We start from the raw sequence: 21,554 nt of genomic DNA, 5'->3' as shown, positions 1-21,554 counted from the left end.
CATCCTTCGGATCATCAGGCTTTGCACGCCGTCCTAGCGAAGCGCCGCGGTTTCTGCAATGAGGCTGGACACACATGGAAACAAGGAGGACAGCGCGATGATCACGCTCGCAGGCGAGCCGGCAGCCCGGCCGATCCGCTGGGGCATCTTGAGCACCGCCCGCATCGCGCGCCAGCGCGTCGCGCCGGCCCTGCTGAAGAGCCCCTCGACGGCGCTCACAGCCGTCGCCTCGCGCTCGCTGGACAGTGCCCAGGCCTTCGCCGGCGCCTTCGACATCCCGAAGGCCTACGGATCCTATCAGGAGCTGTTCGACGATCCGGAGATCGACGTGATCTACAACGCGCTGCCCAACCACCTGCATGCCGAGACGGTCCGTGCCGCGCTGGCGCGCGGCAAGCATGTGCTCTGCGAGAAGCCGATGGGCGCGAACCGGGCAGAACTGCTGGGCCTGCGCGAAGCGGCCGGCGATCGTCTCGTCGCCGAGGCGTTCATGTTCCGCCACCATCCGCAGTGGCAGGAAATCCGCCGCATCCTCGCCTCGGGCCGCATCGGCGCGGCGCGCACCGTGCAGGGCTATTTCTCCTTCCTGAATGTCGACCCGGCGAATATCCGCAACCGCGTCGATACCGGCGGCGGCGCCCTTCTCGATATCGGCTGCTATGTGGTCGCGGCGGCGCGGCTGATCTTCGATGCCGAACCGCTCCGTGTCCTCGCCCTCGTCGATCGCGACCCCGCCATGGGCACCGACCGCACGGCGAGCTTCCTCGCCGATTTCGGCGACGGGCGGCAGCTTTCCGCGACGATCTCCACCCAGATCTTCCGGCATCAGCGCATCGGCATCGTCGGCACCACGGGGCGGATCGAGGTGCCGACACCCTTCTCGGCCCCGACCGACGAGAGCGCGCAGATCTTCATCGACACGCATGGTCCGGGACATCCGCCCGAGCCGATCACCCTGCCACCGGTCGATCAATATGCGCTGCAGGCCGAGGCCTTCTCGCGCGCCGTGGCAGGCACGGGCCCGTGGACGTTCGGGCTCGACGACGCGCTTGCCAACATGGCGGTGCTCGACGCGCTGCTCCGCTCCGAAGCATCCGGCAGCTGGGAGGCACCCGTCCGCGGGGACGCTTGAACCCTCCGCGGCGCGGACCATATAGAAGGAGCGGAAATTCCGCCGGATGCCTCTTCGAGGGTCCGCAGACAAGGTCGCTTGGTGGAAGGACTTTGTGATGTCGCGTGTTTCGGGCTTTTCGAGCCCGCTGCTCCTGGGTTTCGACGAGATCGAGCGCGTGCTCGACCGCGTGGCGAAGGCTTCAGGCGATGGCTATCCGCCCTATAATATCGAGCGGATCGCCAAGACCGAACAGAACGATGAGTGCCTTCGGATCACGCTCGCGGTCGCTGGCTTCTCCAGGGAATCGCTGGAAGTGACCGTCGAGGAAAACCAGCTCGTCATTCGCGGCCGTCAGGTCGATGATCGCGAGCGGGTCTACCTGCATCGCGGCATTGCCGCGCGGCAGTTTCAGAAGACATTCGTGCTTGCCGACGGCATCGAAATCATTTCCGCCGAATTGAAGGACGGGCTGCTCGCCATCGACCTCGCAAGGCCGACCCCGGCGCGCATCGTCCGCAGAATCGAGATCGCGGCGCGCGACTGACCGTGGTCCCTTGCTCGCTCATATGAGGAGACACCTTATGTCCGAACCCCGTTTCGTCATGTCGCCCGAAAGCTTTGCCGGCTTGGGAAGCGGCCAGCTCGCTTTCGTCAAGTCCGTGTCGTCGGACGAGATCCGCAAGTACTTCCCCGATGCGCCCGCCGTGGCGCCGGGCAAGCATTTCTGGGCGCTGCTCGACGCCGCCGGCGCGCCGCTCATGATCTCCGACAGCCGCGAGGCCATCGTCATGAACGCCCGCGAGAACGATCTCGAGGCCGTCAGCCTGCACTGACAGAATCGACGCTGCGGCCGGCTACCCACCGGCCGCCCGCAGCAATGCTTACCGCGTCCAGGCGGTGAGCGTGACCGGCCCGTTCGGGTCGAGTTCCTCGGTGCCCGCCGGATGCAGGCCGTGGCTGGAAAGCAGCTTTTCCGCCGAGCCGGCCACCCAGGCGCGCGTGAACACCGGGATGCCGCGCACAATCACAATGCCGTGCCGGCGGACGAGGTGGAACGTATCGAAGCCCAGCGACAGGAACAGGTCGTTCACCCGCCGCCCCCCGGGGACCGCAACCAGCCCGCCTTCGGGCGCGGCCGTGCGCAGCGCCTCGCCGAGCGAGGCCTTGCCGGGATTCCACCACCATGCATCGGGACGGCGCTCGACGCCGTCGGAACGCGTCGAGACGACGAGGCGCCGCCGTCCGCGCGTATTGGGATGAGTCTCGTGGCCAACACGGCCGAGCACCACCAGCACGGCCCGATCGAGTTCGGCCTGGAAGCGGTTCCAGTCGGCCTCGTTGCGCAGCGCCTCAGGCATGCGTCCATCGGAACCGGCGATGCAATCATTGTCCGAAATGATCGCGTGACCGTGAATCTCGTAGCGCGGCATTCCCAGCACCCGTTTCGCAAGGCCCGTCCGGCAGAAGGCCGGGCGGGTAGTCACGGCATGCCGTCGGACTGCTCAGGCCCGACGTCTTTCGTCTTTGTTCCTCATGTGCGCAGGACACCCCCGGTCGCCTTTGCAACCTGAGAGATGACGCGCTTGCAGATCGTATCGATCTCCTCGTCGGTCAACGTCCGCTCGGCCGGCTGGATCGTCACCTCGATCGCCACCGACTTCTTGTCGACCCCGATCGCGGCCCCTTCGAACAGATCGAACACCGTCGTCGCGACGATGAGATTCTTGTCCGCGCCCTGGGCGGCGCGCACGATCTTGCCCGCCTCGACCGACCGGTCGACGACGAAGGCGAAATCGCGGCGGACGGGCTGCAGCGTCGTCAGGTCGAGCGGCGGCTTGGTCCGCGTCGGCCGGGCCCGCGGCACGGGAATGGCGTCAAGGATGATCTCGAAGCCGGCCAGCGGTCCCTCGACGTCGAGCGTCTCCAGCGTCGCGGGATGGAACTCGCCGAAATGGCCGATGACGTTCTGCGGACCGAGCTGGATCGTGCCCGAACGCCCCGGATGGAACCAGGACGGACCGCCGGGAACGATCTGCATGCGATCGACCCGCGCGCCGAGCGAATCGAGCAGCGCCAACGCATCCGCCTTGGCGTCGAACACACCGACCGGCGCCGCCTTGCCCTGCCAATGCCGTCCCGTCCCGCCGACGCCCGCGGTGCCACGGCGGACGCCGCCGGCCGCCACGAACTGATCCGAGGGCCGCGCGCCGCGGAAGACCTGGCCGACCTCGAACAACGCGACATCGTCATAGCCGCGATCGGCATTGCGCTGCGCGGCGAGCAGGAGCCCGGGCAGAAGGCTCGGCCGCATGTCGGACATGTCGGTCGAGATCGGATTGGCGAGGGCCAGCGCGGGCGCGCCGCCGCCGAACGCCTCGGCGACGGGCTTGGCGACGAACGACCACGTCACCGCCTCGACGAAACCGCGCACGGCCAGGATGCGCTTGGCGCGGCGCGTGCGGGTCTGGATCAGCGTCAGCACGGGCCGCGTCACGTCCGCGGATTTCGGCAGCGGTGTCGACGGCACGCGGTCGACGCCGAGGATGCGCATCACCTCCTCGACGAGGTCGGCCTTGCCTTCGATGTCCGGTCGCCAGGACGGCGCCACCGCCGTCAGCACGGGGGCCGCGCCCGAAAGCGCGAAGCCGAGCGCCGTCAGCACCTGACGGATCTCGTCCTCGGTCGGATCGATGCCGGCAAGCCGCTTCACCTCGGAGACCGGGAAGGCGATCGAGCGATGCGGCTCGGGCACGGTTCCGGCAACGACGATTTCGCTCGGCGTGCCACCGCACAGGTCCAGCACCAGCTTGGTCGCGAGTTCTAGGCCGGGCAACATGAAGGCCGGATCGACGCCGCGCTCGAAACGGTAGCGCGCATCGGAATTGATGCCGAGCTTGCGGCCGGTCTGGGCGATCGCGAGCGGCTCCCAGAGCGCGGATTCGATCAGCACGTCGACCGTCTCTTCCGAGCAGCCGGAGGCCTCGCCGCCCATGATGCCGGCAAGCGACTCGACGCCGTTGCCATCGGCAATGACACACATGGACGGGTCGAGCTCATAGGTCCGCCCGTCAAGCGCGAGCAGGCTCTCGCCTTCGCGGGCGCGGCGCACGGTCAGATCGCCGTGAACCTTGGCCGCGTCGAACACATGCAGCGGCCGGCCGCGATCGAAGGTGAGATAGTTGGTGATGTCGACGAGCGCGTTGATCGGGCGCAGCCCGATGGCGCGCAGCTTCGCCTGCATCCATTCGGGCGAGGGTCCGTTCTTGACGCCGCGCACGAGCCGCAGCCCGAAGGCCGGGCAGAGCGAGGGCGTATCGCCGAAATCGAGCGTGACGCCGACCGGGCACGGGAAGGCGCCCGTGATCGGGGCGACGGCGCCACCCTTGAGCTGACCGAGACCCGCGGCCGCGAGATCGCGCGCGACGCCGTGGACGCCGAGGCAATCCGAGCGGTTCGGCGTGATCGCGATGTCGAGCACCGGATCGCCGAGGCCGGCCCAGGTCGCATAGGGTACACCGACCGGCGCATCGGCCGGCAGGTCGATGATGCCGTCATGGTCCTCGGACAGTTCGAGCTCGGCGGCCGAACACAGCATGCCATGGCTTTCGACGCCGCGGATCGTGCCGACCGACAGCGTGATGTTCTTGCCCGGAATATAGGTTCCGGCCGGCGAGAACACGCTCTTCATGCCCGCACGGGCATTCGGCGCGCCGCAGACGACCTGCACCGGATCGCCGGCACCGGTATCGACCATGCAGACGCGCAGGCGATCGGCATTGGGATGCTGCACGGCGGAGACGACATAGGCGATCGTGAACGGGGCGAGCAGCTTCGCCTTGTCCTCGACGCCCTCAACCTCCAGCCCGATGCGCGTCAGCCCTTCGGCGAGCGCATCGACGGAAGCCTCGGTCTCCAGATGATCCTTGAGCCAGGAGAGGGTGAATTTCATGACGCTCTCCTACGAACTCAGGCCGCCGACCAGGCTCGGAATGTCGAGCGGGCGGAAGCCGTAATGGGTCAGCCAGCGCAGATCGGCGTCGAAGAAGGCGCGCAGGTCCGACATGCCGTATTTCAGCATGGCGATGCGATCGATGCCCATGCCGAAGGCGAAGCCCTGATATTCGTCCGGATCGAGGCCGGCGAAGCGGATCACGTTCGGATGAACCATGCCGCAGCCGAGAATCTCCAGCCAGTCGTCGCCCTCGCCGAAGCGCACCTCATTGCCGACGCGCCTGCAGCGGATGTCGACTTCCATGGACGGCTCGGTGAAGGGGAAGAAGGATGGACGCATCCGCATCTCGACCTTCTCCACCTCGAAGAAGGCGCGGCAGAACTCTTCCAGGACCCATTTCAGGTGGCCGATATGGCTCGTCTTGTCGATGACGAGCCCCTCGACCTGATGGAACATCGGCGTGTGGGTCTGGTCGCTGTCCATGCGGTAGGTACGGCCGGGCGCGATGACGCGGATCGGCGGCGCCACCTTCTCCATCGTCCGCATCTGGACCGGCGAGGTATGCGTGCGCAGGAGCAGCCGCTCGCCCTGGTCATCGGGCGCGAAGAAGAAGGTGTCGTGCATCTCCCGCGCCGGATGGCCGACGGGGAAGTTGAGCGCGGTGAAATTGTAGTGGTCGGTCTCGATATCCGGCCCCTCGGCGACGGCGAAGCCGAGATCACCGAAGATGGCAGTGATCTCGTCGATCACCTGGCTGACGGGATGGATGCGGCCCGTCTCGAGAGCGCCGGCGCGCAGCGGCAGCGTGACGTCGAGCGTCTCGGCCGCGAGGCGAGCGGCGAGGCCGGCCTTCTTCAATTCGTCGCGGCGGGCGGCGAGCGCCTCGGCGACGCGATCGCGGAGGCCGTTCAGCAGCGGCCCCATGACCTTGCGCTCGTCCGCAGACATTGCGCCGAGGCCCTTCAGACGTTCGGAGACGGAGCCCTTCTTGCCGAGCGCGGCAACGCGAACGGCCTCGATCGCGCCCTCATCCGCTGCGGCCTCGATGGCGCCGCGGATTTCACGCTCGAGCGTGTCCAGATCGGACATCGGAATTCCTCACCTTGGCGTCGGACCAGTGGTCCGCAACGCCGGATCCTCGACAGGATCCGGTGAGGTTGGCTCGCCGGATCCACCAGAAACGAACCGCGCCGCGGCGTGCCGCGGCGGCGGATGATCCGTTTCGGCCCCGGAAGGTCCGGTGGCCGCCCTTGCGGGCGGCCTGGGCATCAGGCGGCCTTGAGCGCGCCCTGAGCCTGATCGACCAGCGCCTTGAAGGCAGCCGGCTCGCTGATCGCGAGCTCGGCCAGCACCTTGCGGTCGACCTCGATACCGGCCTTGGCGAGGCCGTCGATAAATCGGCTGTAGGTCAGGCCCTCGGCCACTTCGCGGACGGCAGCGTTGATGCGCTGGATCCACAGGCCGCGGAACGAACGCTTCTTGGCCTTGCGGTCACGGAACGCGTACTGGGCGGCGCGATCGACGGCCGCCTTGGCGGTGCGGATCGTATTCTTGCGACGGCCGTAGAAGCCCTTGGCGCGCTTCAGGACCTTCTTGTGCTTGGCGTGTGCAGTTACGCCGCGCTTCACTCGGGACATGGTTCAGATCTCCGGTAAGGGGCGTTCAGCCGTTCAGGAACTGCTTGACGATCTTGGCATCCGGCGCCGAAAGCGTCGTGGTGCCGCGCGCATTGCGAATGAACTTCGCCGTGCGCTTGATCATGCCGTGCCGCTTGCCGGCCTGAGCCGTCTTCACCTTGCCGGTGGCCGTGAGCTTGAAGCGCTTCTTCGCTCCGCTCTTGGTCTTCAACTTGGGCATTTTGCTCTACCTTTATCTGCGCCGAAAACGATACCGCCTTCGCGCCCGCCATGAAGACGGACGACCCGGCGGCGATTCGGCTTGAAAGCCTTCGAGAGCCGACACGGCATGCCCGGAGAAATCGCTGGAATAGCGTTCCTCTCGCCGGGCGGCTCGGAAACGGCGGCGTTATAGCGGCAGCCGTCACGAAGTACAAGCGCCGAGCGCGATAGCCGGCTGATGAGCCGGCCGTCCGCCCGGTCGCAGACGCCGCGTCAGCGCGGCGCCAGCACCATGATCATCTGGCGACCTTCGAGCTTCGGCTCGGCTTCGACCTTCGAGATCTCGGCCGTCTCGTCGCGCACCCGCTCGAGAAGCTTCATGCCCAGATGCTGGTGCGCCATCTCACGGCCACGGAAGCGCAGGGTCAGCTTGACCTTGTCGCCTTCCTCGAAGAAGCGCTTGATCGCCTTCATCTTCACTTCGTAGTCATGATCATCGATGGCAGGGCGCATCTTGATCTCTTTGACTTCGACGATCTTCTGCTTCTTGCGCGCCTCGTTGGCCTTCTTCTGGGTCTGGTACTTGAAGCGGCCAAAATCAAGGATCTTGCACACCGGCAGATCGGCGTTCGGCGAGATCTCGACGAGATCGAGTCCGGCTTCCTGAGCGCGGGCGAGGGCCTCGTCGAGCGGAACACGCCCGACATTCTGCCCGTCCTGATCGATCAGCTGGACTTCGCGGGTACCACGGATCTCGCGGTTGATACGCGGCCCATCCTTGGTGGGCGGCGGCGCTTTGAAGGGACGACGAATGGAAGAGACTCCTCTCTCGACAAAAGGGCGGGAACGGTTGAAGCGAAGAAACGACCGACGCGAGCAACCCCGACGTCCTTGACGCGAGGTGGTTCGCCGGCCGCTTCGGGTTCAGCACGACCCGAACATGACATTGAAAATCCGCGAATGAGCCGCGAAAGTCAACCGGAGGCGCGGATTTCCGCGCGTTTCGCGGCAATTGTGCAATATGGGTATCGGATGTCCTTGATCCAAGACGAGATTACGGTGGGCGAAGGCACAGCGGCGCGGCGCATCGCCGTGCTGCATCGGCCCGGCGGCGCACCGGGGATCCTGTTCCTCGGCGGCTTCATGTCCGACATGCGCGGATCGAAGGCCGAGGCGCTCGACGCCTTTGCGGAAAAGACCGGCCGCGCGCTCGTCCGCTTCGACTATTCCGGCCATGGCGTCTCCGGCGGCCGTTTCGAGGACGGCACGATCTCGCGCTGGCTGGAAGAGGCCGGCGCCGTGCTGGAGCGCTTCACCGAGGGCCCGCAGGTCCTGGTGGGCTCGTCGATGGGCGGGTGGATCGCACTGCTGCTCGCGCTCGCCGACCGGCGGACCGGGCGCGGACGCGTTGCGGGCCTGGTGCTGCTCGCCCCGGCGGTCGACATGACGCGCGACCTGATCCTCGCCCATATGGACGCCGCCGCGCGGGCGGAACTCGAGACCACCGGCAAGTGGCATCTTCCAAGCGCTTTTTCGGATTCGCCCTATGTCATCACGAAAGCGCTGATCGACGACGGCGAAAGCCATCTTCTCGGCGACGCCCCCATTGCCATCGGGGCGCCCGTCCATATCATCCAGGGCATTCTCGACGACGAGGTCCCCTGGAACACCGCCGTGGAACTGGTCTCGCGGCTCGCCGAGGACGATGTCGTGCTGACATTGATCAAGGATGCCGGCCACAGGCTGTCGCGGCCGGAGGATCTGGAGCGGATCGTCGCGGCGGTCGAGGCCATCGCCTGAGGGCGCGGCAAGCAGGAGCGAACATGGCGACACGAGGTTTTGTCGGCCGGCGGCCGAGCGACGAGATCGGCAACCGCCTGCCCCCGGGGCAATATCTGACCGAGGATTTCCCGGTGCTGTCGGCCGGCCCGACGCCGCATGTGAAGATCGAGAACTGGTCGTTCACGATCAAGAACGGCATCCGCCCGGTCGCCAAGTGGAACTGGGACGAGTTCCAGAAGCTGCCGCACGTCAAGCTGACGCGCGACATCCATTGCGTGACGAAATGGTCGAAATTCAACACCGCCTGGAGCGGCGTAATGATCGACGACATCCTGGCCGAGGCCGGGATCGAGGCGCCGACCGCCTTCACGCTCGCCCATTCCTATGACGGCTACACCACCAACATCCCGACGGCCGACCTGATCGGCGGCAAGGCGATGGTCGCGACCCATTATGAGGGTCAGCCGATCACGCCGGACCATGGCGGACCGGCGCGCCTGCTCGTGCCGCATCTCTATTTCTGGAAATCGGCCAAGTGGATCACCGGCCTGCAGTTCACCAGCCGCGACGAGGCCGGCTTCTGGGAGCTGCGCGGCTATCACATGTATGGCGATCCCTGGCGCGAGCAGCGCTTCACCGACGATTGAGCCCGCCATGGACGTGAAAGCCGGGCCGCAGCGCCTCGTCTGGCGGAACGCCGCTGTCGAGGCGATCGAAGTGCTGACGCCGCGCGTCAAATCCTTCCGCCTGCGGCCCGAGGGCTGGACGACGTTCACGGCCGGCCAGCATGTCGACATCCGCCTGACCGCGGAGGACGGCTACCAGGCGCAGCGTTCCTATTCGATCGGCTCGGCCCCGGATGGAAGCGGCACGATCGAGCTCGCGATCGAGGTGATGACCGGCGGCGAGGTCTCGCCCTTCTTCCACGAAATCGTCGAAATCGGCGACGACATCGAACTGCGCGGCCCGATCGGCGGCCATTTCAACTGGAGCGCGGAGGATGGCGGGCCGATCCTGCTCATCGGCGGCGGCTCCGGCCTCGTGCCGCTGATGTCGATCCTGCGCCACCGGGCGGCCGTCGCGCCGCAGGTTCCCGCGACACTGATCTATTCCGCACGCAGCTATGAGGAACTCATCTGGCGCGAGGAACTGCTGCGCCGCCGTGCGGACGACCCGCATTTCCGCCTGATCATCCACCTCTCGCGCGACGCAGCGCGGGACGGAATGATCGCCGGGCGCATCGATGCCGAGAGCATCGAGGAAGCAATCGAGACCGCCCGTCCTCTCACGACCTATGTCTGCGGCTCCAACCCCTTCGTCAGCGTCGCGAGCGATCTCGCTGTCGCGGCCGGCCTCGATCCTTCGACAATCCGCACCGAGCGTTACGGCGGCTAGAAGCCGGAACTTGCGATCCGGCCGCCGCAATCCTAGGCTGGCGTCGTCGAAAAAGGCTGACTTGGTTTGGTAAGCCCAGGTCCTTTCGGTGACGAAAGCTCTATCCTCGCGTCTTGCGTGAGATTCCACGACGAATATTGGACGCCGCAGCGGCGTCTGAGTTCGTCCGTGTGGTTCTCAATCGACGAGCCGCTCCGGTCGAACGAAGCGACAGGAGCGTATCATGAAAGCGGCGCAATTCAGCCGGTTTGGCGATCCCGACGTGCTTGAGCTCGTCGATCTTCCTGATCCCCATCCCGGTCCCGGACAGGTGCGGATCATCGTTCGCGCCGTCGGCATCAGTGCGACCGACGTCAAGCTGCGCGCCGGCCTGGTGGACTTCGGTGACGGCCTGCCCCAGACCACCGGTCGTGATGTCTCTGGCGTCGTCGACGAGATCGGCGAAGGCGTCGTCGACGTTCAGCTGGGCGACCGGATCTTCGGTGTTTCCGATGTCGGAGCCGGGGCCGCCGAACTGGCGCTCGTGACTCATCGCGCGCTGATTCCCGATGGGCTCGGCTTCATCGACGCGGCGGCCCTTCCCGTCGGGCTCGAAACGGCGACGCGAGGCCTCGACCAGCTCGGCGTCGGCTCCGGCACGACGCTGCTCATCAACGGCGCGTCCGGCGGCGTCGGCAGTACCGCGGTACAGCTCGCCGTCGCCCGGGGCGCGCGCGTGATCGGAACCGCCAGTGCGGCCAACAACGAGTTCGTCCGTCTCCTCGGCGCAGAGCCTGTTGCCTATGGCGAGGGCATGTCGCAGCGCGTCCGCGCCCTCGCGCCCTGTGGGGTCGACGCCGCCCTCGACGTGGCAGGAAGCGGGGTATTGCCCGATCTGATCGATCTTGCCGGCCGTGCCGAGAATGTCTTGACCCTCGCCGACTTCGAAGGCGCGAAGCAGCATGGCGTGCGCTTCAGCACTGGCTTTCAAGGCCATGCCTTCCACGCCCTCGGCACGATAGGGTCTCTCATCCAGTCGGGTCGGTTTTGGCTTCCCGTCGAGCGAACCTTTCCACTCGATCAGATTGCGCAAGCGCATCGGCTCAGTGAGCGCGGGCACATTCGCGGGAGGATCGTGCTGATCGTTCAATGACGAGCGGCACCTTCACGGGGTCTCGTCGGCGGCACATTCGGCGTTTCAGCCGCGCCAGCTGCCGTCCGCCCACAGCGCGCTGAGCGCATCGCGATAGGTCGGGTAGCGCAGCGTGACGCCGAGATCGCGGGCGAGGCGGCCATTCGCGATGCGCTTGTTATCAGCATAGAAGGAGCGCGCCATGGGCGAGAGCTGCGCCGTCTCGAACGGGATGTCGGGCAGCGGCGGATAGCCGGCGAGCGCCGCCGCGAAGGCGACGACGTCCTGCGGCGGCGCCGGCTCGTTGTCGGCGACGTTGAAGACGCCCGAAGCGTGCCGCTCGGCGGCCGCCTGCACGACGGCCGCGATGTCGTCGACATGGATGCGGTTGAAGACCTGGCCGGGCTTGACGATGCGCCGCGCCGTTCCGTCGGCGAGATTGACGAAGGTGTTGCGGCCCGGGCCATAGATGCCGGCAAGGCGCAGCAGCGCCAAAGGGACGCCCCTCTCCGCACCGAGCGCCTGCCAGGCGGCCTCCGCCTCCACGCGCCGGCGCGCGCGCTCCGAGACGGCATTGGGCGCCGTCGCCTCGTCGACCCAGCCGCCGCCTTGGTCGCCATAGACGCCGACCGTGGAGAGATAGCCGATCCAGGCGAGGTTCGGCGCAGCCAGCAGATCGTCGCGGAAATGGAGAAGCGCCGGATCGCCCGCCTCGCCCGGTGCGATCGACAGGACGAGATGCGTCGCCGCACGGAGCCGCGCGGCAATCAAGGCATCCGGCCGCTCGCCGTCAAAGAGGAGCGCCTCGATGCCTTCGGCCTTGAGCGCGGCGGCCTTTTCCGCCGAGCGGACCGTGCCGACGATGCTGTCCCAATCGCCCGCGCTCCGCCGGACGAAGGCGGTCGCCGAATAGCCGAGGCCGAAGACAAACAGGTTCCGGGGTGCCATGGCGGTCCTTTCGACGAGGAGACCGCCCGGCTTTACGCGCGAAGCGCCGGCGCGATCAAGCCTCGCCGTCGCCTTCCACGGGCTGGCGGACCACGCCGGCCTCCCAGCCGAGCATGGCGCGCTTGCGCGTCAGGCCCCAATGATAGCCATGCAGCGCCCCGGTCTTGCCGAGGATGCGATGGCACGGCACGACGAAGGAGATGGGGTTTCGCCCGACGGCGGTCCCGACCGCGCGGGCGGCGCGCGGCTTGTTCACTTTCTCGGCAATCTGCGAATAGGTCGCCGCATGGCCGAGCGGCACGGAGAGCAGCGTCTCCCACACCCGCACCTCGAAATCGGACCCGATCAGCACGATGCGCAGCGGCGTATCCTCGCGCCAGCGCGAGGGCTCGAAGATGCGCGCCGCATACGGCGCCGTCGCCTCGTAGTCTTCCTCATATTCGGCGCAGGGAAAGCGCCCCTTCATGTCGAGCAGCGCCGCGCGCTCCTCGCCGGCATCGGCGAAGGCGAGACCGGCGAGGCCGCGATCGGTGACCATGATCAGCGCCATGCCGAAGGGCGAGGAATGGAAGCCCCATTTGATCGTGACGCCCTCGCCGCGCGCCTTGTAGGCGCCCGGGCTCATGGCCTCGTGGGTGACGAAGAGATCATGCAGCCGCCCCGGTCCGGAGAGGCCGACCTCGTAGCTCGTATCGAGGATCGAGGCGTCGGCCGCGAGCAGCGCGCGGGCATGGTCGAGCGTCAGCGCCTGGATGAACGCCTTCGGCGACAGGCCGCACCACCGCGTGAACAGCTTCTGCAGCGACAGCGGGTTCATGCCGACATGGCCTGCGAGGCGCTCGAGCGAGGGCTGCTCGCGCCAGCGCTGGCTCAGGAACTCCACGGCACGGCGGATGATCTCGTAGTCGGCGGCAGACGTCTCCAGCGGAGCCGGCTCGCAGGCGGCGAAGGCGGTGGCGATGTTCAGCATGGCGTCGCTTCCTCAGGCTATGATCGCAATCTAGGAAGCCCACGTCGAGGGCGACACCCGATTCTTGCACGGCTTCGCCCGAGAAGCGCGGCCACCGGCCGCCGCGCGCAAAAAAGAAGCCGCCCGAAGGCGGCTTCCGTTCGTCCGGCAGCGTCGAGGACGCGCCTCAGTAGCGGTAATGCTCGGGCTTGAACGGGCCCTGCTCGCCGACGCCGATATATTCAGACTGCTTCTCGGTGAGCTTGGTCAGCTTCACGCCGATCTTGTCGAGATGCAGCGCCGCGACCTTCTCGTCGAGATATTTCGGCAGCGTATAGACCTTGCGCTCATACTGGCCGGGCTTGGTGAAGAGCTCGATCTGCGCCAGCGTCTGGTTGGTGAAGGACGCCGACATGACGAAGCTCGGATGGCCCATGGCGTTGCCGAGATTCACGAGACGGCCCTCGGAGAGCAGGATCACCCGCTTGCCGTTCGGGAACTCGATCTCGTCCACCTGCGGCTTGATGTTGTGCCACTTGTAGTTCCGCAGCGCGGCGACCTGGATCTCGCTGTCGAAATGGCCGATGTTGCAGACGATCGCACGGTCCTTCATGGCGCGCATATGGTCGAGCGTGATCACGTCGACATTGCCCGTCGCGGTCACGAAGATGTCGGCGCGCGGGGCGGCGTCATCCATCGTGACGACCTCATAGCCTTCCATCGCCGCCTGCAGCGCGCAGATCGGATCGACTTCCGAGACCATGACGCGGCAGCCGGCCGAGCGCAGCGACGCGGCCGAGCCCTTGCCGACATCGCCGAAGCCGGCGACCATGGCGACCTTGCCGGCCATCATCACGTCGGTGCCGCGGCGGATGCCGTCGACCAGGCTCTCGCGGCAGCCATAGAGATTGTCGAACTTCGACTTGGTGACGGAGTCGTTGACGTTGATCGCCGGCCACAGAAGCTTGCCCTGCTTCTGCATCTCGTAGAGGCGATGCACGCCGGTGGTCGTCTCCTCGGTCACGCCCTGGATCGACTTGGCGATCTCGTTGTACCAGCCATGCTTGTGCTTGAGGCGACGCTTGATCGCCGCGAAGAGGACTTCCTCTTCCTCATTGCCGGGCGACTCGAGGAAGGCGGTGTCGCCATCCTCGGCGCGCTTGCCGAGATGGATGAGCACGGTTGCGTCGCCACCATCGTCGAGGATCATGTTCGGCACGCCGCCATCGGCCCACTCGAAGATGCGGTGCGTATATTCCCAGTAATCCTCGAGGCTCTCGCCCTTGATGGCGAAGACCGGGGTGCCGCCATCGGCGATCGCCGCCGCAGCGTGGTCCTGGGTCGAATAGATGTTGCACGAGGCCCAGCGGACATCGGCGCCGAGCGCCTTCAGCGTCTCGATCAGCACGCCGGTCTGGATGGTCATGTGCAGCGAGCCGGCGATCCGCGCGCCCTTGAGCGGCTGCGACGGGCCAAACTCGGCGCGCACGCTCATGAGGCCGGGCATCTCGATCTCGGCGATGTCGAGTTCCTTGCGGCCCCAATCGGCGAGCCCGATATCCTTGATCGCGTAGTCGTGCACGTTCGCCATTCTTCGCATCTCCATGTCGCTCAAGCGTCAGGCGCGCTTATAGCGGAGGGCGGCGGCGGCGGCAATCAGGATATAAAGATATCTTTATGTGACGGATGCAGGGCACCCGTCACAAGGCATCCGCAGCGCCTCAGGCGCCGTGGATCGGATGTTGCGACGATCAATAGGTCGCGCGGCCGCCCGACACGTCGAAGACGGCGCCGGTCGTGAACGAGCATTCGGCGCTGGCGAGCCAGGTGATGATCGACGCCATCTCGTCGACGGTGCCGAAGCGGCCCATCGGGATCTTGGAGAGCATGTAGTCGATATGCGCCTGGCTGACCTGCGCCAGGATCGGCGTGTCGACCGTGGCCGGGGTGATGGCGTTGACCGTGATGCCGTCCTTGGCGAGTTCCTTGCCGAGCGACTTGGTGAAGCCGATCACGGCCGCCTTGGAGGCGGAATAGGCGGAGGCGGTCGGATTGCCTTCCTTGCCCGCGATCGAGGCGACATTCACGATGCGGCCATAGCCGTGCTTTTTCATCAGCGGCGCGACGAAGCGGTTGCAGTAGAAGAGGCCGTTGACGTTGATGGCGAAGACACGCTGCCACTCATCGATCGGATAATCGACGACGAGGGCGTTCTTGCCGGCGACGCCGGCCGAGCAGACGAGCACGTCGATCTTGCCGAGATGGCGCTCGGCCTCGGCGGCGGCGGCCTCGACGGCCTCCGGCTTGGTGATGTCGAGGGCAATGCCATGCGCCCGCTCGCCGAGCAGCGCCTTGGCCTTGTCGATGCCGGCAGTGTCGACGTCCCAGAGACAGACCGTCCCCCCCTCGGAGACGATCCTCTGCGCCGTCTTCAGGCCGATGCCCGAGGCACCACCCGTGATGATCGCGCCTCGTCCCGAAAACCTAGTCGTATCCGCCATTTTCCCGTTCTTTCGAAAAGCGTGCTCGCGCACGCAGCCTCCCGATCGCCGGTAGTGGTAAGCAAAACATACCTCTTGCACAACCGAATTTGAGCGCCCGCCATCTGGCGCCGCGCAATCTATGGCGATAAGGACCTTCAACGCTCCTTCTCGATGGGATTTCGCCATGTCGCTCAACAAGGTCGAAGAAGCCGTCGCCGCGATCGCGGCCGGCGAACTGGTGGTCGTGGTTGACGACACGGACCGGGAGAACGAAGGCGACCTGATCATGGCGGCGTCCAAGGCGACGCCGGAGAATGTCGCCTTCATGATCCGCCATACCAGCGGCATCATCTGCGTGCCCGTCACGGCGGAACGCGCCGAGCAGCTGCACCTGCCGCCGATGGTCGCGAACAATCGCGACCCGATGCGCACGGCCTTCACCGTCACGGTCGACTACAAGGTCGGTCTCACCACCGGCATCTCGTCGGAGGAGCGGGCCAACACGATCCAGGCGCTGGCGAACCACAATTGCACCGCCTCCGACTTCCTCCGCCCGGGACACATCTTCCCGCTCATCGCGCGCGACGGCGGCGTGCTGATCCGCTCGGGCCACACCGAGGCGGCGATCGATCTCGCCCGCCTCGCCGGCCTGGAGCCCGCTGGCGTGCTCGCCGAGGTAGTCAATGACGACGGCACCGTGAAGCGCCTGCCCGAGCTCATCGAGTTCGCCAAGACGCACAATCTCAAGATCGTCTCGATCGAGGATCTGATCGCCTACCGGGCGCGGACCGAGAGCTTCATCAAGGAGGTCGATCGCTTCGAGACGCCGGTCGGCGGCCGCACGGCGATGGCCTATGTCTACGAGACGCCGTTCGACCCGCTGCAGCATCTGGCGATCGTCTTCGGCGACGTCGCCGAGCAGAGCGACGTGCTCGTCCGCATCCACCGCGCCAATCCGATCAGCGACCTCGTCTCGCGCGGGCCGGATTCGAAGACCTGGCTCGAAACGACGCTCAAGAAGATCGGCGCGGCGGATCGCGGCGTCTTCGTCATGATCCGCGATCCCGCCGTCGTGCGGCCGGATGGCTCGGTCGCGACGGATGGCGAGGAGAAGCACCTCTCGGCCCGCCAGCGCAAGGAACGCTGGCGCGAGGTTGGCGTCGGCGCGCAGATCCTGCGCGATCTCAAGGTGCGCTCGATCCGCCTCATCACCTCGCATGACCGCCAATATGTCGGCCTGCAGGGCTTCGGCATCGAGATCACCGGCCGCGCCATCGTCGAATAGCCGCGGACAAGCGAAACGAATATCGGCCGTTCACGACGGCGCGGGAACCGGACGGGGTCAGGGGCATTGTTCTCTTCGAGCGGCCAGGTGGCCGCACGAATGCGGAGGGAAGAATGCTGAACTGGGCGATACTCTTTCTGATCGTGGCGCTCGTCGCGGCCGTTCTTGGCTTCGGCGGCATTGCCGGAACGGCGATCGGCATCGCGAAGCTGATTTTCGTCGTCGCGATCGTGCTGTTCCTGATCTCCGCCGTCATGCATCTGATGCGCCGCGCCTGACCCGGCGGAACCGGAAACGAGAAAGCCCCGCTTCCTGACAGGAAGCGGGGCTTCTTTCGTTTGGAGCGAACCTGCAAAGCGGGCCGCCCTATATGCGGAGACGAAGCGCCTGCTCGATCTCGCGGGCCGACAACTTGACGCTGTCGCCCTCCGGCAGCGTGACGCCACCCTGCATGATCTCCTCGAGCCGGGCCCGAGCACGGGAGACGCGGCTCTTCACGGTGCCGACCTTGACGCCGCAGATCTCCGCAGCTTCCTCATAGGAAAAGCCGCTCGCCCCGATCAGGATCAGCGACTCGCGCTGCTCGTCGGGGAGAAGACGCAGGGCGCGCAGGAAGTCCTCGAGCTCGAGATGTCCCGGCTGCGCCGCCAGATCCGACAGGCGGCCCGCATGAAGGCCGTCGGCATCCTCGACTTCGCGGCGGCGCTTGCGCCCCTCCGAGTAGAACTGGTTGCGCAGGATCGTCACGAGCCAGGCATGGAGATTGGTCCCCTCCTGGAACTTGTCGCGATTGGACAGGGCACGGACCACCGTTTCCTGCACCAGATCGTCCGCCCTGTCGCGGTTGCCGGTCAGCGAGCGCGCGAAGGCCCTGAGCATGGGCAGCGCACCGACCAGATCCTTCTTGATCGACGTTGCGCTCACGACGCCCCCTTCCCCGTGCCGCCGTTCTCGGGCGGTTCCTCATCGATACGCTCGAGGAGCGACATGATGTCGTCAGGCAGCGGCTCGCTGAGCGCGTCATCGAAGACGCGGCGCAGCTGGCGGCCGATCCAATCTTCCTTGTGCTTGCGCTCTTCACCCGTCGGCAGGCTCGTCACTTCGGCCCGCCGGTCCTTGTCCTCTTGATTCACGTTCTCTGTCCCAGATTTGCGCATGCGCCGGTCCGTCCGCTCGTCTTCGCGCTCCGTCGCGAGGCTGATTCCGGAGCCGGTTCTGCCCCGTCGCGACGAACTTAATGCGGCCGATCAAAATTGGTTCCGGATCGGGAACCAAGATGCGACGCTCGCATTGAATTGAAGTCGATGCCCGTTTTCGAAGGTATGTTCATGCCCGACTCCATGTCGCAAAACCTCGCGCCGCACCTTCCGTTCCTGCGGCGCTACGCACGCGCCCTGACGGGCGGCCAGCGCAGCGGCGACGCCTATGTGCGCGCTTGCCTCCAGGCGATCGTCAACGAGCCGGCGGTGATCGACCGCACGATTCACCCCAAGATCGCGCTCTACCGCCTGTTCCACGGGATCTGGTCCGGCGCGCAGCTCGGCGCCGATGAGGCGATCGACGGCATCAGCCGGCAGGAGACCACGGCGCAGCAGCGCCTCGCCGCCATGACGCCCGACAGTCGCCAGGCCCTGCTGCTGACGACGATGGAGGGCTTCTCCGACGCCGATACAGGGCTCGTCATGGGCATCGAGACGGAAAAGGTCCGCGAACTCGTCGCCGAGGCGATCGGCGAGATCGACCGCCAGACCCACACCCGCGTCCTCATCATCGAGGACGAGCCGATGATTTCGATGGATCTCGCCGGCATCGTTCAGGAACTCGGCCACGAGGTCGCCGCCGTCGCGCGAACCCGCGACGAAGCCGTCGACGCCGCGAGCGCCGAGCAGCCGGGCCTCGTGCTCGCCGACATCCAACTCGCCGACGGCTCGTCGGGCATCGACGCCGTCCGCGATATCCTCGCCGGCTTCTCCGTGCCGGTGATCTTCATCACAGCCTTCCCGCAGCGCCTGCTGACCGGCGAGCGCCCCGAGCCGACCTTCCTGCTGACCAAGCCCTTCGATCCGCGCACGGTGAAGGCCGCGATCAGCCAGGCGCTCTTCTTCAACTCGACGGCCTCGATGGCCGCCTGAGCTATTTCCGGCGGCCGAAGCCGCTGAGCAGGCCCATGGCAAAGGCGACGGCGAGAGCCGTCGTCGGACCGCTCTCCTTCGCCTGCTGCCGGCGCTGCGACTTGCGGATCTGCAGCACCACCAGAATGATCAGTCCGACGATCAGGAAGACGCCGGCCAGGATCAGCTTGGCGGCGAGCGAACCGACCGCGACGACGAGCGCCTCATAGCCGGCCGAGGCCGCGAAGACGAACCCGACCAGCAGGCAGAGAACGGCAGCGCCGCCCCAGACGATCCGCCGCGCATTGCGCGCGGCGGCCTCCGTCGCGGCGGCGGTCGCGATCGACGCGAGCGCTTCGAGAATGGCGCTCATCGGCGCGCCAGGATTGCGCCGAGGACGAGACCGACGCCGGCGGCGATCAGCACGGCCGGCAGCGGCTTGGCCGTAATCCGGCCTTCCAGATCCTCAGCGAACGCCTCGCCGCGGCGGCGGGCTTCCTCGGCCGTGCCGCGCGCCGTCGCGCCGGCAACGCCGGCCGCCTCGCGGAGCGCCTCGGCGCCGGCCGCAGCCTTCTCCGCCGAAAACGCGCGGACCGTCTCCGTCAGCGAGAGAATTTCGGCCTGGATCGCCTTGATCTGCTCGGAAAGCTCCGCAGCGGCTTCGTTCTTGTCTGCCATATCGTGCCACTCCTAGGGCCGGCGCGCCGGCCGTGAACAGGCTCCGCCAGCCATGGCTGCCGGGACTTGCCGTCATACTACCAGAAGCCGCGCATGCCGGACTTGGCATCCGTCAATTTCCATGCGGGCCGTCAGCAAACGGTAAAGGCGGCGAAGGGTTCCGTCGACGGAGAGGCGGACGCGGCCGATCGCGGGCTCAGGAGGCCCGCGAAAACACGGCGTAGCGGCCCGAGAGCGGCTTGCGGCGGGGCGAGGCCCATCCGCCGATGCGCGAGGTCGAGAGGCCCATGACGGACAGGTCCTCGATGAGCCGCACGGCGGCCGAGACGCCCTCGATGACGGGAAGCCCGTGTTCGGCCGAAAGCGAGCGGGCGAGATCCGCCATCCCGGCGCAGCCGAGCACGATCGCTTCGGCGCGGTCGTCGCGGATCGCCCGGTCGATCTCGCCGGAGACGCGGTCGCGCGCGGAGGAGTGCGGGTCCTCGAGCGCGAGAACCGGAACCTCGGCCGCCCGTACCCCGCCGCAGCGCGACGCGAGACCGTAGCGGACGAGATTGTGCTCCAGCGCCGGGATCGAGCGCGCCAGCGTCGTCACCACGGTGAAGCGGCCCGCGACGAGGCTCGCCATATGATAGGCGGCCTCGCCGATGCCGACGACCGGCGCGCTGGCGAAGCAGCGGGCCGCGTCGAGGCCGGTATCGTCGAAGCAGGCGATGACGTGGCCGGCGATCTCCTGGCCTTCGCCGCGCGCGATCTCCTCAAGGATACCGGGGACCGAGAGCGCCTCGTCGAAATAGCCTTCGATCGAGACCGGCCCCTCGTCGGGCTGAGTCGCGAAGATCTCGGTGCCGGGCGAGGCGACGAGCCGTGCGGCCGCCGCGATCTTTGCCGTCATGCTCGCGGTCGTGTTGGGGTTGATGACCTGGATGCGCATGCGCGGCTTCATAGCGTGCCCTTTCCGGCATCAGAACCGTGACGGCGGCGGCGCGCCTGCACGATGAGCACGCCGACGAAGGCGGTGCTGATCACGGCGAAGGAGACGGCGGTGGTCACCGTGCCGAGGGCATAGATCACGGGGGTGGTCACCGTCGTGGTGAGGCCGCGCAGCGTCAGCGGCAGCGTGTTGGCGGCGCCGACCGCCTGGCTCGACCGCGCGATCTCGTCCCAGGAGAGCGTGAAGCCGAACAGCGCCACGCCGAACAGCGACGGCAGGATCATCGGCAGCACGACATGGCGGAAGGTCTGCCAGGGCGTCGCGCCGAGATCGCGCGCCGCCTCTTCATAGGCCGGATTGAAGCGATTGAAGACGGCGAACATGATCAGCAGGCCGAAGGGCAAGGTCCAGGTCAGATGGGCGCCGAGGCCGGAGGTGAAGAGGCCCATCAGCGTCGAGAAATTGTCCTGGATCGTCGTCCCGACCCAGCCGAGGAAATTGGTCCAGGCGGTCGGGTTCTCGATGTCGACATAGTTTTCGACGAGCGAGTCGCCGAGCCCCGTGATGCTCTGGTTGAAGATCTGGAATTCGAGCGCGATGCCCAGCGACACGACGATCGAGGGAAGGATGAGGCTCGCGATCGCCGTGAAGAACAGCGCGTTCGAGCCGCGGAATTTCTTGCGGAAGGCATAGCCCGCCATCACCGAGATGATCACGGTGAGGATCGTCACGGTGAGGCCGAGCTCGAGCGAATTGACCAGCGCATCCATGACGTTGGGCACGCCGATGCCGTTCCACAGATTGTAGAACCAGTGCAGCGAGACCCCGTTCATCGGGAAGGTCATGCCGCCATTCGGACCCTGGAACGAGAGGATCAGGATGGTGATCGTCGGCCCGTAGAGGAAGAGGACATAGAGGGCGAAGACGGCGGAGAGGAGGTAGAACGCACGGGAGCGGCCTTCGGACATGATGCC

The 21,554-nt window shown here is 66.7% G+C and carries 26 protein-coding genes; 10 read left to right on the top strand and 16 right to left on the bottom strand.

The window, feature by feature from the left end:
- The first annotated feature begins 97 nt into the window (after nt 1-97).
- The 3 genes from GGR25_RS22780 (at nt 98) to GGR25_RS22770 (ending at nt 1,947) form a co-directional block, all read left to right on the top strand.
- Nucleotides 98-1,132 carry a Gfo/Idh/MocA family protein gene (locus GGR25_RS22780; RefSeq protein ID WP_183401178.1) on the top strand — a complete coding sequence of 345 codons (1,035 nt, stop codon included), beginning with the start codon at nt 98-100 and terminating at the stop codon, nt 1,130-1,132.
- Nucleotides 1,133-1,229: 97 nt separating this feature from the next.
- Nucleotides 1,230-1,658 carry an Hsp20 family protein gene (locus GGR25_RS22775; protein ID WP_183401177.1) on the top strand — a complete coding sequence of 143 codons (429 nt, stop codon included), beginning with the start codon at nt 1,230-1,232 and terminating at the stop codon, nt 1,656-1,658.
- A 37-nt stretch (nt 1,659-1,695) separates the two neighbouring features.
- Nucleotides 1,696-1,947: a BQ00720 family protein gene (locus tag GGR25_RS22770; protein ID WP_246410194.1), complete on the top strand. Its 252-nt coding sequence runs from the start codon at nt 1,696-1,698 to the stop codon at nt 1,945-1,947.
- Between the two features lie 48 nt (nt 1,948-1,995).
- Here the strand turns inward: GGR25_RS22770 and GGR25_RS22765 are convergent, their stop codons facing one another.
- The 6 genes from GGR25_RS22765 to infC form a co-directional block, all read right to left on the bottom strand.
- Nucleotides 1,996-2,472, bottom strand: coding sequence for a hypothetical protein (locus tag GGR25_RS22765; RefSeq protein WP_246410193.1), 477 nt, complete (start codon nt 2,470-2,472; stop codon nt 1,996-1,998).
- Nucleotides 2,473-2,645: 173 nt separating this feature from the next.
- Nucleotides 2,646-5,063, bottom strand: a complete 2,418-nt coding sequence (pheT, locus tag GGR25_RS22760) for a phenylalanine--tRNA ligase subunit beta (RefSeq protein WP_183401175.1) — start codon at nt 5,061-5,063, stop codon at nt 2,646-2,648.
- Between the two features lie 9 nt (nt 5,064-5,072).
- Complete coding sequence (gene pheS, locus GGR25_RS22755) at nt 5,073-6,155, bottom strand: phenylalanine--tRNA ligase subunit alpha (protein WP_183401174.1); 1,083 nt, start codon at nt 6,153-6,155, stop codon at nt 5,073-5,075.
- A gap of 179 nt (nt 6,156-6,334) precedes the next feature.
- Nucleotides 6,335-6,703, bottom strand: coding sequence for a 50S ribosomal protein L20 (gene rplT, locus GGR25_RS22750; protein WP_183401173.1), 369 nt, complete (start codon nt 6,701-6,703; stop codon nt 6,335-6,337).
- A 25-nt stretch (nt 6,704-6,728) separates the two neighbouring features.
- Nucleotides 6,729-6,923: a 50S ribosomal protein L35 gene (gene rpmI, locus GGR25_RS22745; RefSeq protein ID WP_183401172.1), complete on the bottom strand. Its 195-nt coding sequence runs from the start codon at nt 6,921-6,923 to the stop codon at nt 6,729-6,731.
- Nucleotides 6,924-7,177: 254 nt separating this feature from the next.
- Entirely contained in the window at nt 7,178-7,717 is a 540-nt protein-coding gene (infC, locus tag GGR25_RS22740; RefSeq protein WP_183401323.1) for a translation initiation factor IF-3, read from the bottom strand.
- 147 nt (nt 7,718-7,864) lie between these two features.
- Here infC and GGR25_RS22735 point away from each other — a divergent pair, with 147 nt between their 5' ends.
- The 4 genes from GGR25_RS22735 to GGR25_RS22720 all read left to right on the top strand — a co-directional run bounded on the left by GGR25_RS22735 (nt 7,865) and on the right by GGR25_RS22720 (nt 11,213).
- Complete coding sequence (locus tag GGR25_RS22735; protein WP_343068159.1) at nt 7,865-8,704, top strand: alpha/beta hydrolase; 840 nt, start codon at nt 7,865-7,867, stop codon at nt 8,702-8,704.
- Nucleotides 8,705-8,727: 23 nt separating this feature from the next.
- Nucleotides 8,728-9,333, top strand: coding sequence for a sulfite oxidase-like oxidoreductase (locus tag GGR25_RS22730; protein WP_183401171.1), 606 nt, complete (start codon nt 8,728-8,730; stop codon nt 9,331-9,333).
- Between the two features lie 7 nt (nt 9,334-9,340).
- Nucleotides 9,341-10,081, top strand: coding sequence for an FAD-binding oxidoreductase (locus tag GGR25_RS22725; protein WP_183401170.1), 741 nt, complete (start codon nt 9,341-9,343; stop codon nt 10,079-10,081).
- Nucleotides 10,082-10,304: 223 nt separating this feature from the next.
- Nucleotides 10,305-11,213: an NADP-dependent oxidoreductase gene (locus tag GGR25_RS22720; protein WP_183401169.1), complete on the top strand. Its 909-nt coding sequence runs from the start codon at nt 10,305-10,307 to the stop codon at nt 11,211-11,213.
- A gap of 45 nt (nt 11,214-11,258) precedes the next feature.
- On the opposite strand, the gene GGR25_RS22715 is transcribed toward GGR25_RS22720, so the two are convergent.
- The 4 genes from GGR25_RS22715 to GGR25_RS22700 form a co-directional block, all read right to left on the bottom strand.
- Complete coding sequence (locus GGR25_RS22715) at nt 11,259-12,140, bottom strand: SDR family oxidoreductase (protein WP_183401168.1); 882 nt, start codon at nt 12,138-12,140, stop codon at nt 11,259-11,261.
- A 55-nt stretch (nt 12,141-12,195) separates the two neighbouring features.
- Nucleotides 12,196-13,110: a methylated-DNA--[protein]-cysteine S-methyltransferase gene (locus GGR25_RS22710; protein ID WP_183401167.1), complete on the bottom strand. Its 915-nt coding sequence runs from the start codon at nt 13,108-13,110 to the stop codon at nt 12,196-12,198.
- Nucleotides 13,111-13,276: 166 nt separating this feature from the next.
- The gene (gene ahcY / locus GGR25_RS22705) at nt 13,277-14,680 is read right to left on the bottom strand and encodes an adenosylhomocysteinase (RefSeq protein ID WP_183401166.1); all 1,404 of its coding nucleotides are present in this window, start codon (nt 14,678-14,680) and stop codon (nt 13,277-13,279) included.
- Between the two features lie 160 nt (nt 14,681-14,840).
- A complete protein-coding gene (locus GGR25_RS22700; RefSeq protein WP_183401165.1) occupies nt 14,841-15,590 on the bottom strand; it encodes an SDR family NAD(P)-dependent oxidoreductase in 750 nt (249 codons plus the stop codon).
- Between the two features lie 166 nt (nt 15,591-15,756).
- Between GGR25_RS22700 and ribB the strand changes: the two genes are divergently transcribed.
- Together ribB and GGR25_RS22690 are read left to right on the top strand one after the other, a co-directional pair.
- Entirely contained in the window at nt 15,757-16,857 is a 1,101-nt protein-coding gene (ribB, locus tag GGR25_RS22695) for a 3,4-dihydroxy-2-butanone-4-phosphate synthase (protein WP_183401164.1), read from the top strand.
- Nucleotides 16,858-16,970: 113 nt separating this feature from the next.
- Nucleotides 16,971-17,135 (top strand): DUF1328 domain-containing protein, encoded by a 165-nt coding sequence (locus GGR25_RS22690; protein ID WP_183401163.1) that lies wholly within the window; start codon nt 16,971-16,973, stop codon nt 17,133-17,135.
- 88 nt (nt 17,136-17,223) lie between these two features.
- Here GGR25_RS22690 and GGR25_RS22685 read toward each other — a convergent pair whose 3' ends face one another.
- Complete coding sequence (locus GGR25_RS22685; protein WP_183401162.1) at nt 17,224-17,781, bottom strand: sigma-70 family RNA polymerase sigma factor; 558 nt, start codon at nt 17,779-17,781, stop codon at nt 17,224-17,226.
- Nucleotides 17,778-17,990: a NepR family anti-sigma factor gene (locus tag GGR25_RS22680; protein WP_183401161.1), complete on the bottom strand. Its 213-nt coding sequence runs from the start codon at nt 17,988-17,990 to the stop codon at nt 17,778-17,780. Before GGR25_RS22680 ends, GGR25_RS22685 begins: the two co-directional genes overlap by 4 nt.
- Nucleotides 17,991-18,185: 195 nt before the next feature.
- Between GGR25_RS22680 and GGR25_RS22675 the strand changes: the two genes are divergently transcribed.
- On the top strand, nt 18,186-18,989 hold the full coding sequence (locus GGR25_RS22675) for a response regulator (RefSeq protein ID WP_183401160.1): 804 nt from the start codon (nt 18,186-18,188) through the stop codon (nt 18,987-18,989).
- A 1-nt stretch (nt 18,990) separates the two neighbouring features.
- On the opposite strand, the gene GGR25_RS22670 is transcribed toward GGR25_RS22675, so the two are convergent.
- From GGR25_RS22670 to GGR25_RS22655, 4 genes are all read right to left on the bottom strand, one after another.
- Nucleotides 18,991-19,341 carry a hypothetical protein gene (locus GGR25_RS22670; RefSeq protein WP_183401159.1) on the bottom strand — a complete coding sequence of 117 codons (351 nt, stop codon included), beginning with the start codon at nt 19,339-19,341 and terminating at the stop codon, nt 18,991-18,993.
- On the bottom strand, nt 19,338-19,646 hold the full coding sequence (locus tag GGR25_RS22665; protein ID WP_183401158.1) for a DUF883 family protein: 309 nt from the start codon (nt 19,644-19,646) through the stop codon (nt 19,338-19,340). Before GGR25_RS22665 ends, GGR25_RS22670 begins: the two co-directional genes overlap by 4 nt.
- A gap of 196 nt (nt 19,647-19,842) precedes the next feature.
- A complete protein-coding gene (locus GGR25_RS22660; protein WP_183401157.1) occupies nt 19,843-20,580 on the bottom strand; it encodes an aspartate/glutamate racemase family protein in 738 nt (245 codons plus the stop codon).
- 8 nt (nt 20,581-20,588) lie between these two features.
- Nucleotides 20,589-21,548: an ABC transporter permease gene (locus tag GGR25_RS22655; protein ID WP_183401156.1), complete on the bottom strand. Its 960-nt coding sequence runs from the start codon at nt 21,546-21,548 to the stop codon at nt 20,589-20,591.
- Nucleotides 21,549-21,554: the final 6 nt, after the last annotated feature.

The sequence above is a fragment of the Kaistia hirudinis genome, assembly GCF_014196455.1.
Lineage (GTDB): Bacteria > Pseudomonadota > Alphaproteobacteria > Rhizobiales > Kaistiaceae > Kaistia > Kaistia hirudinis.
This window is presented reverse-complemented; position numbering and strand designations above follow the sequence as displayed.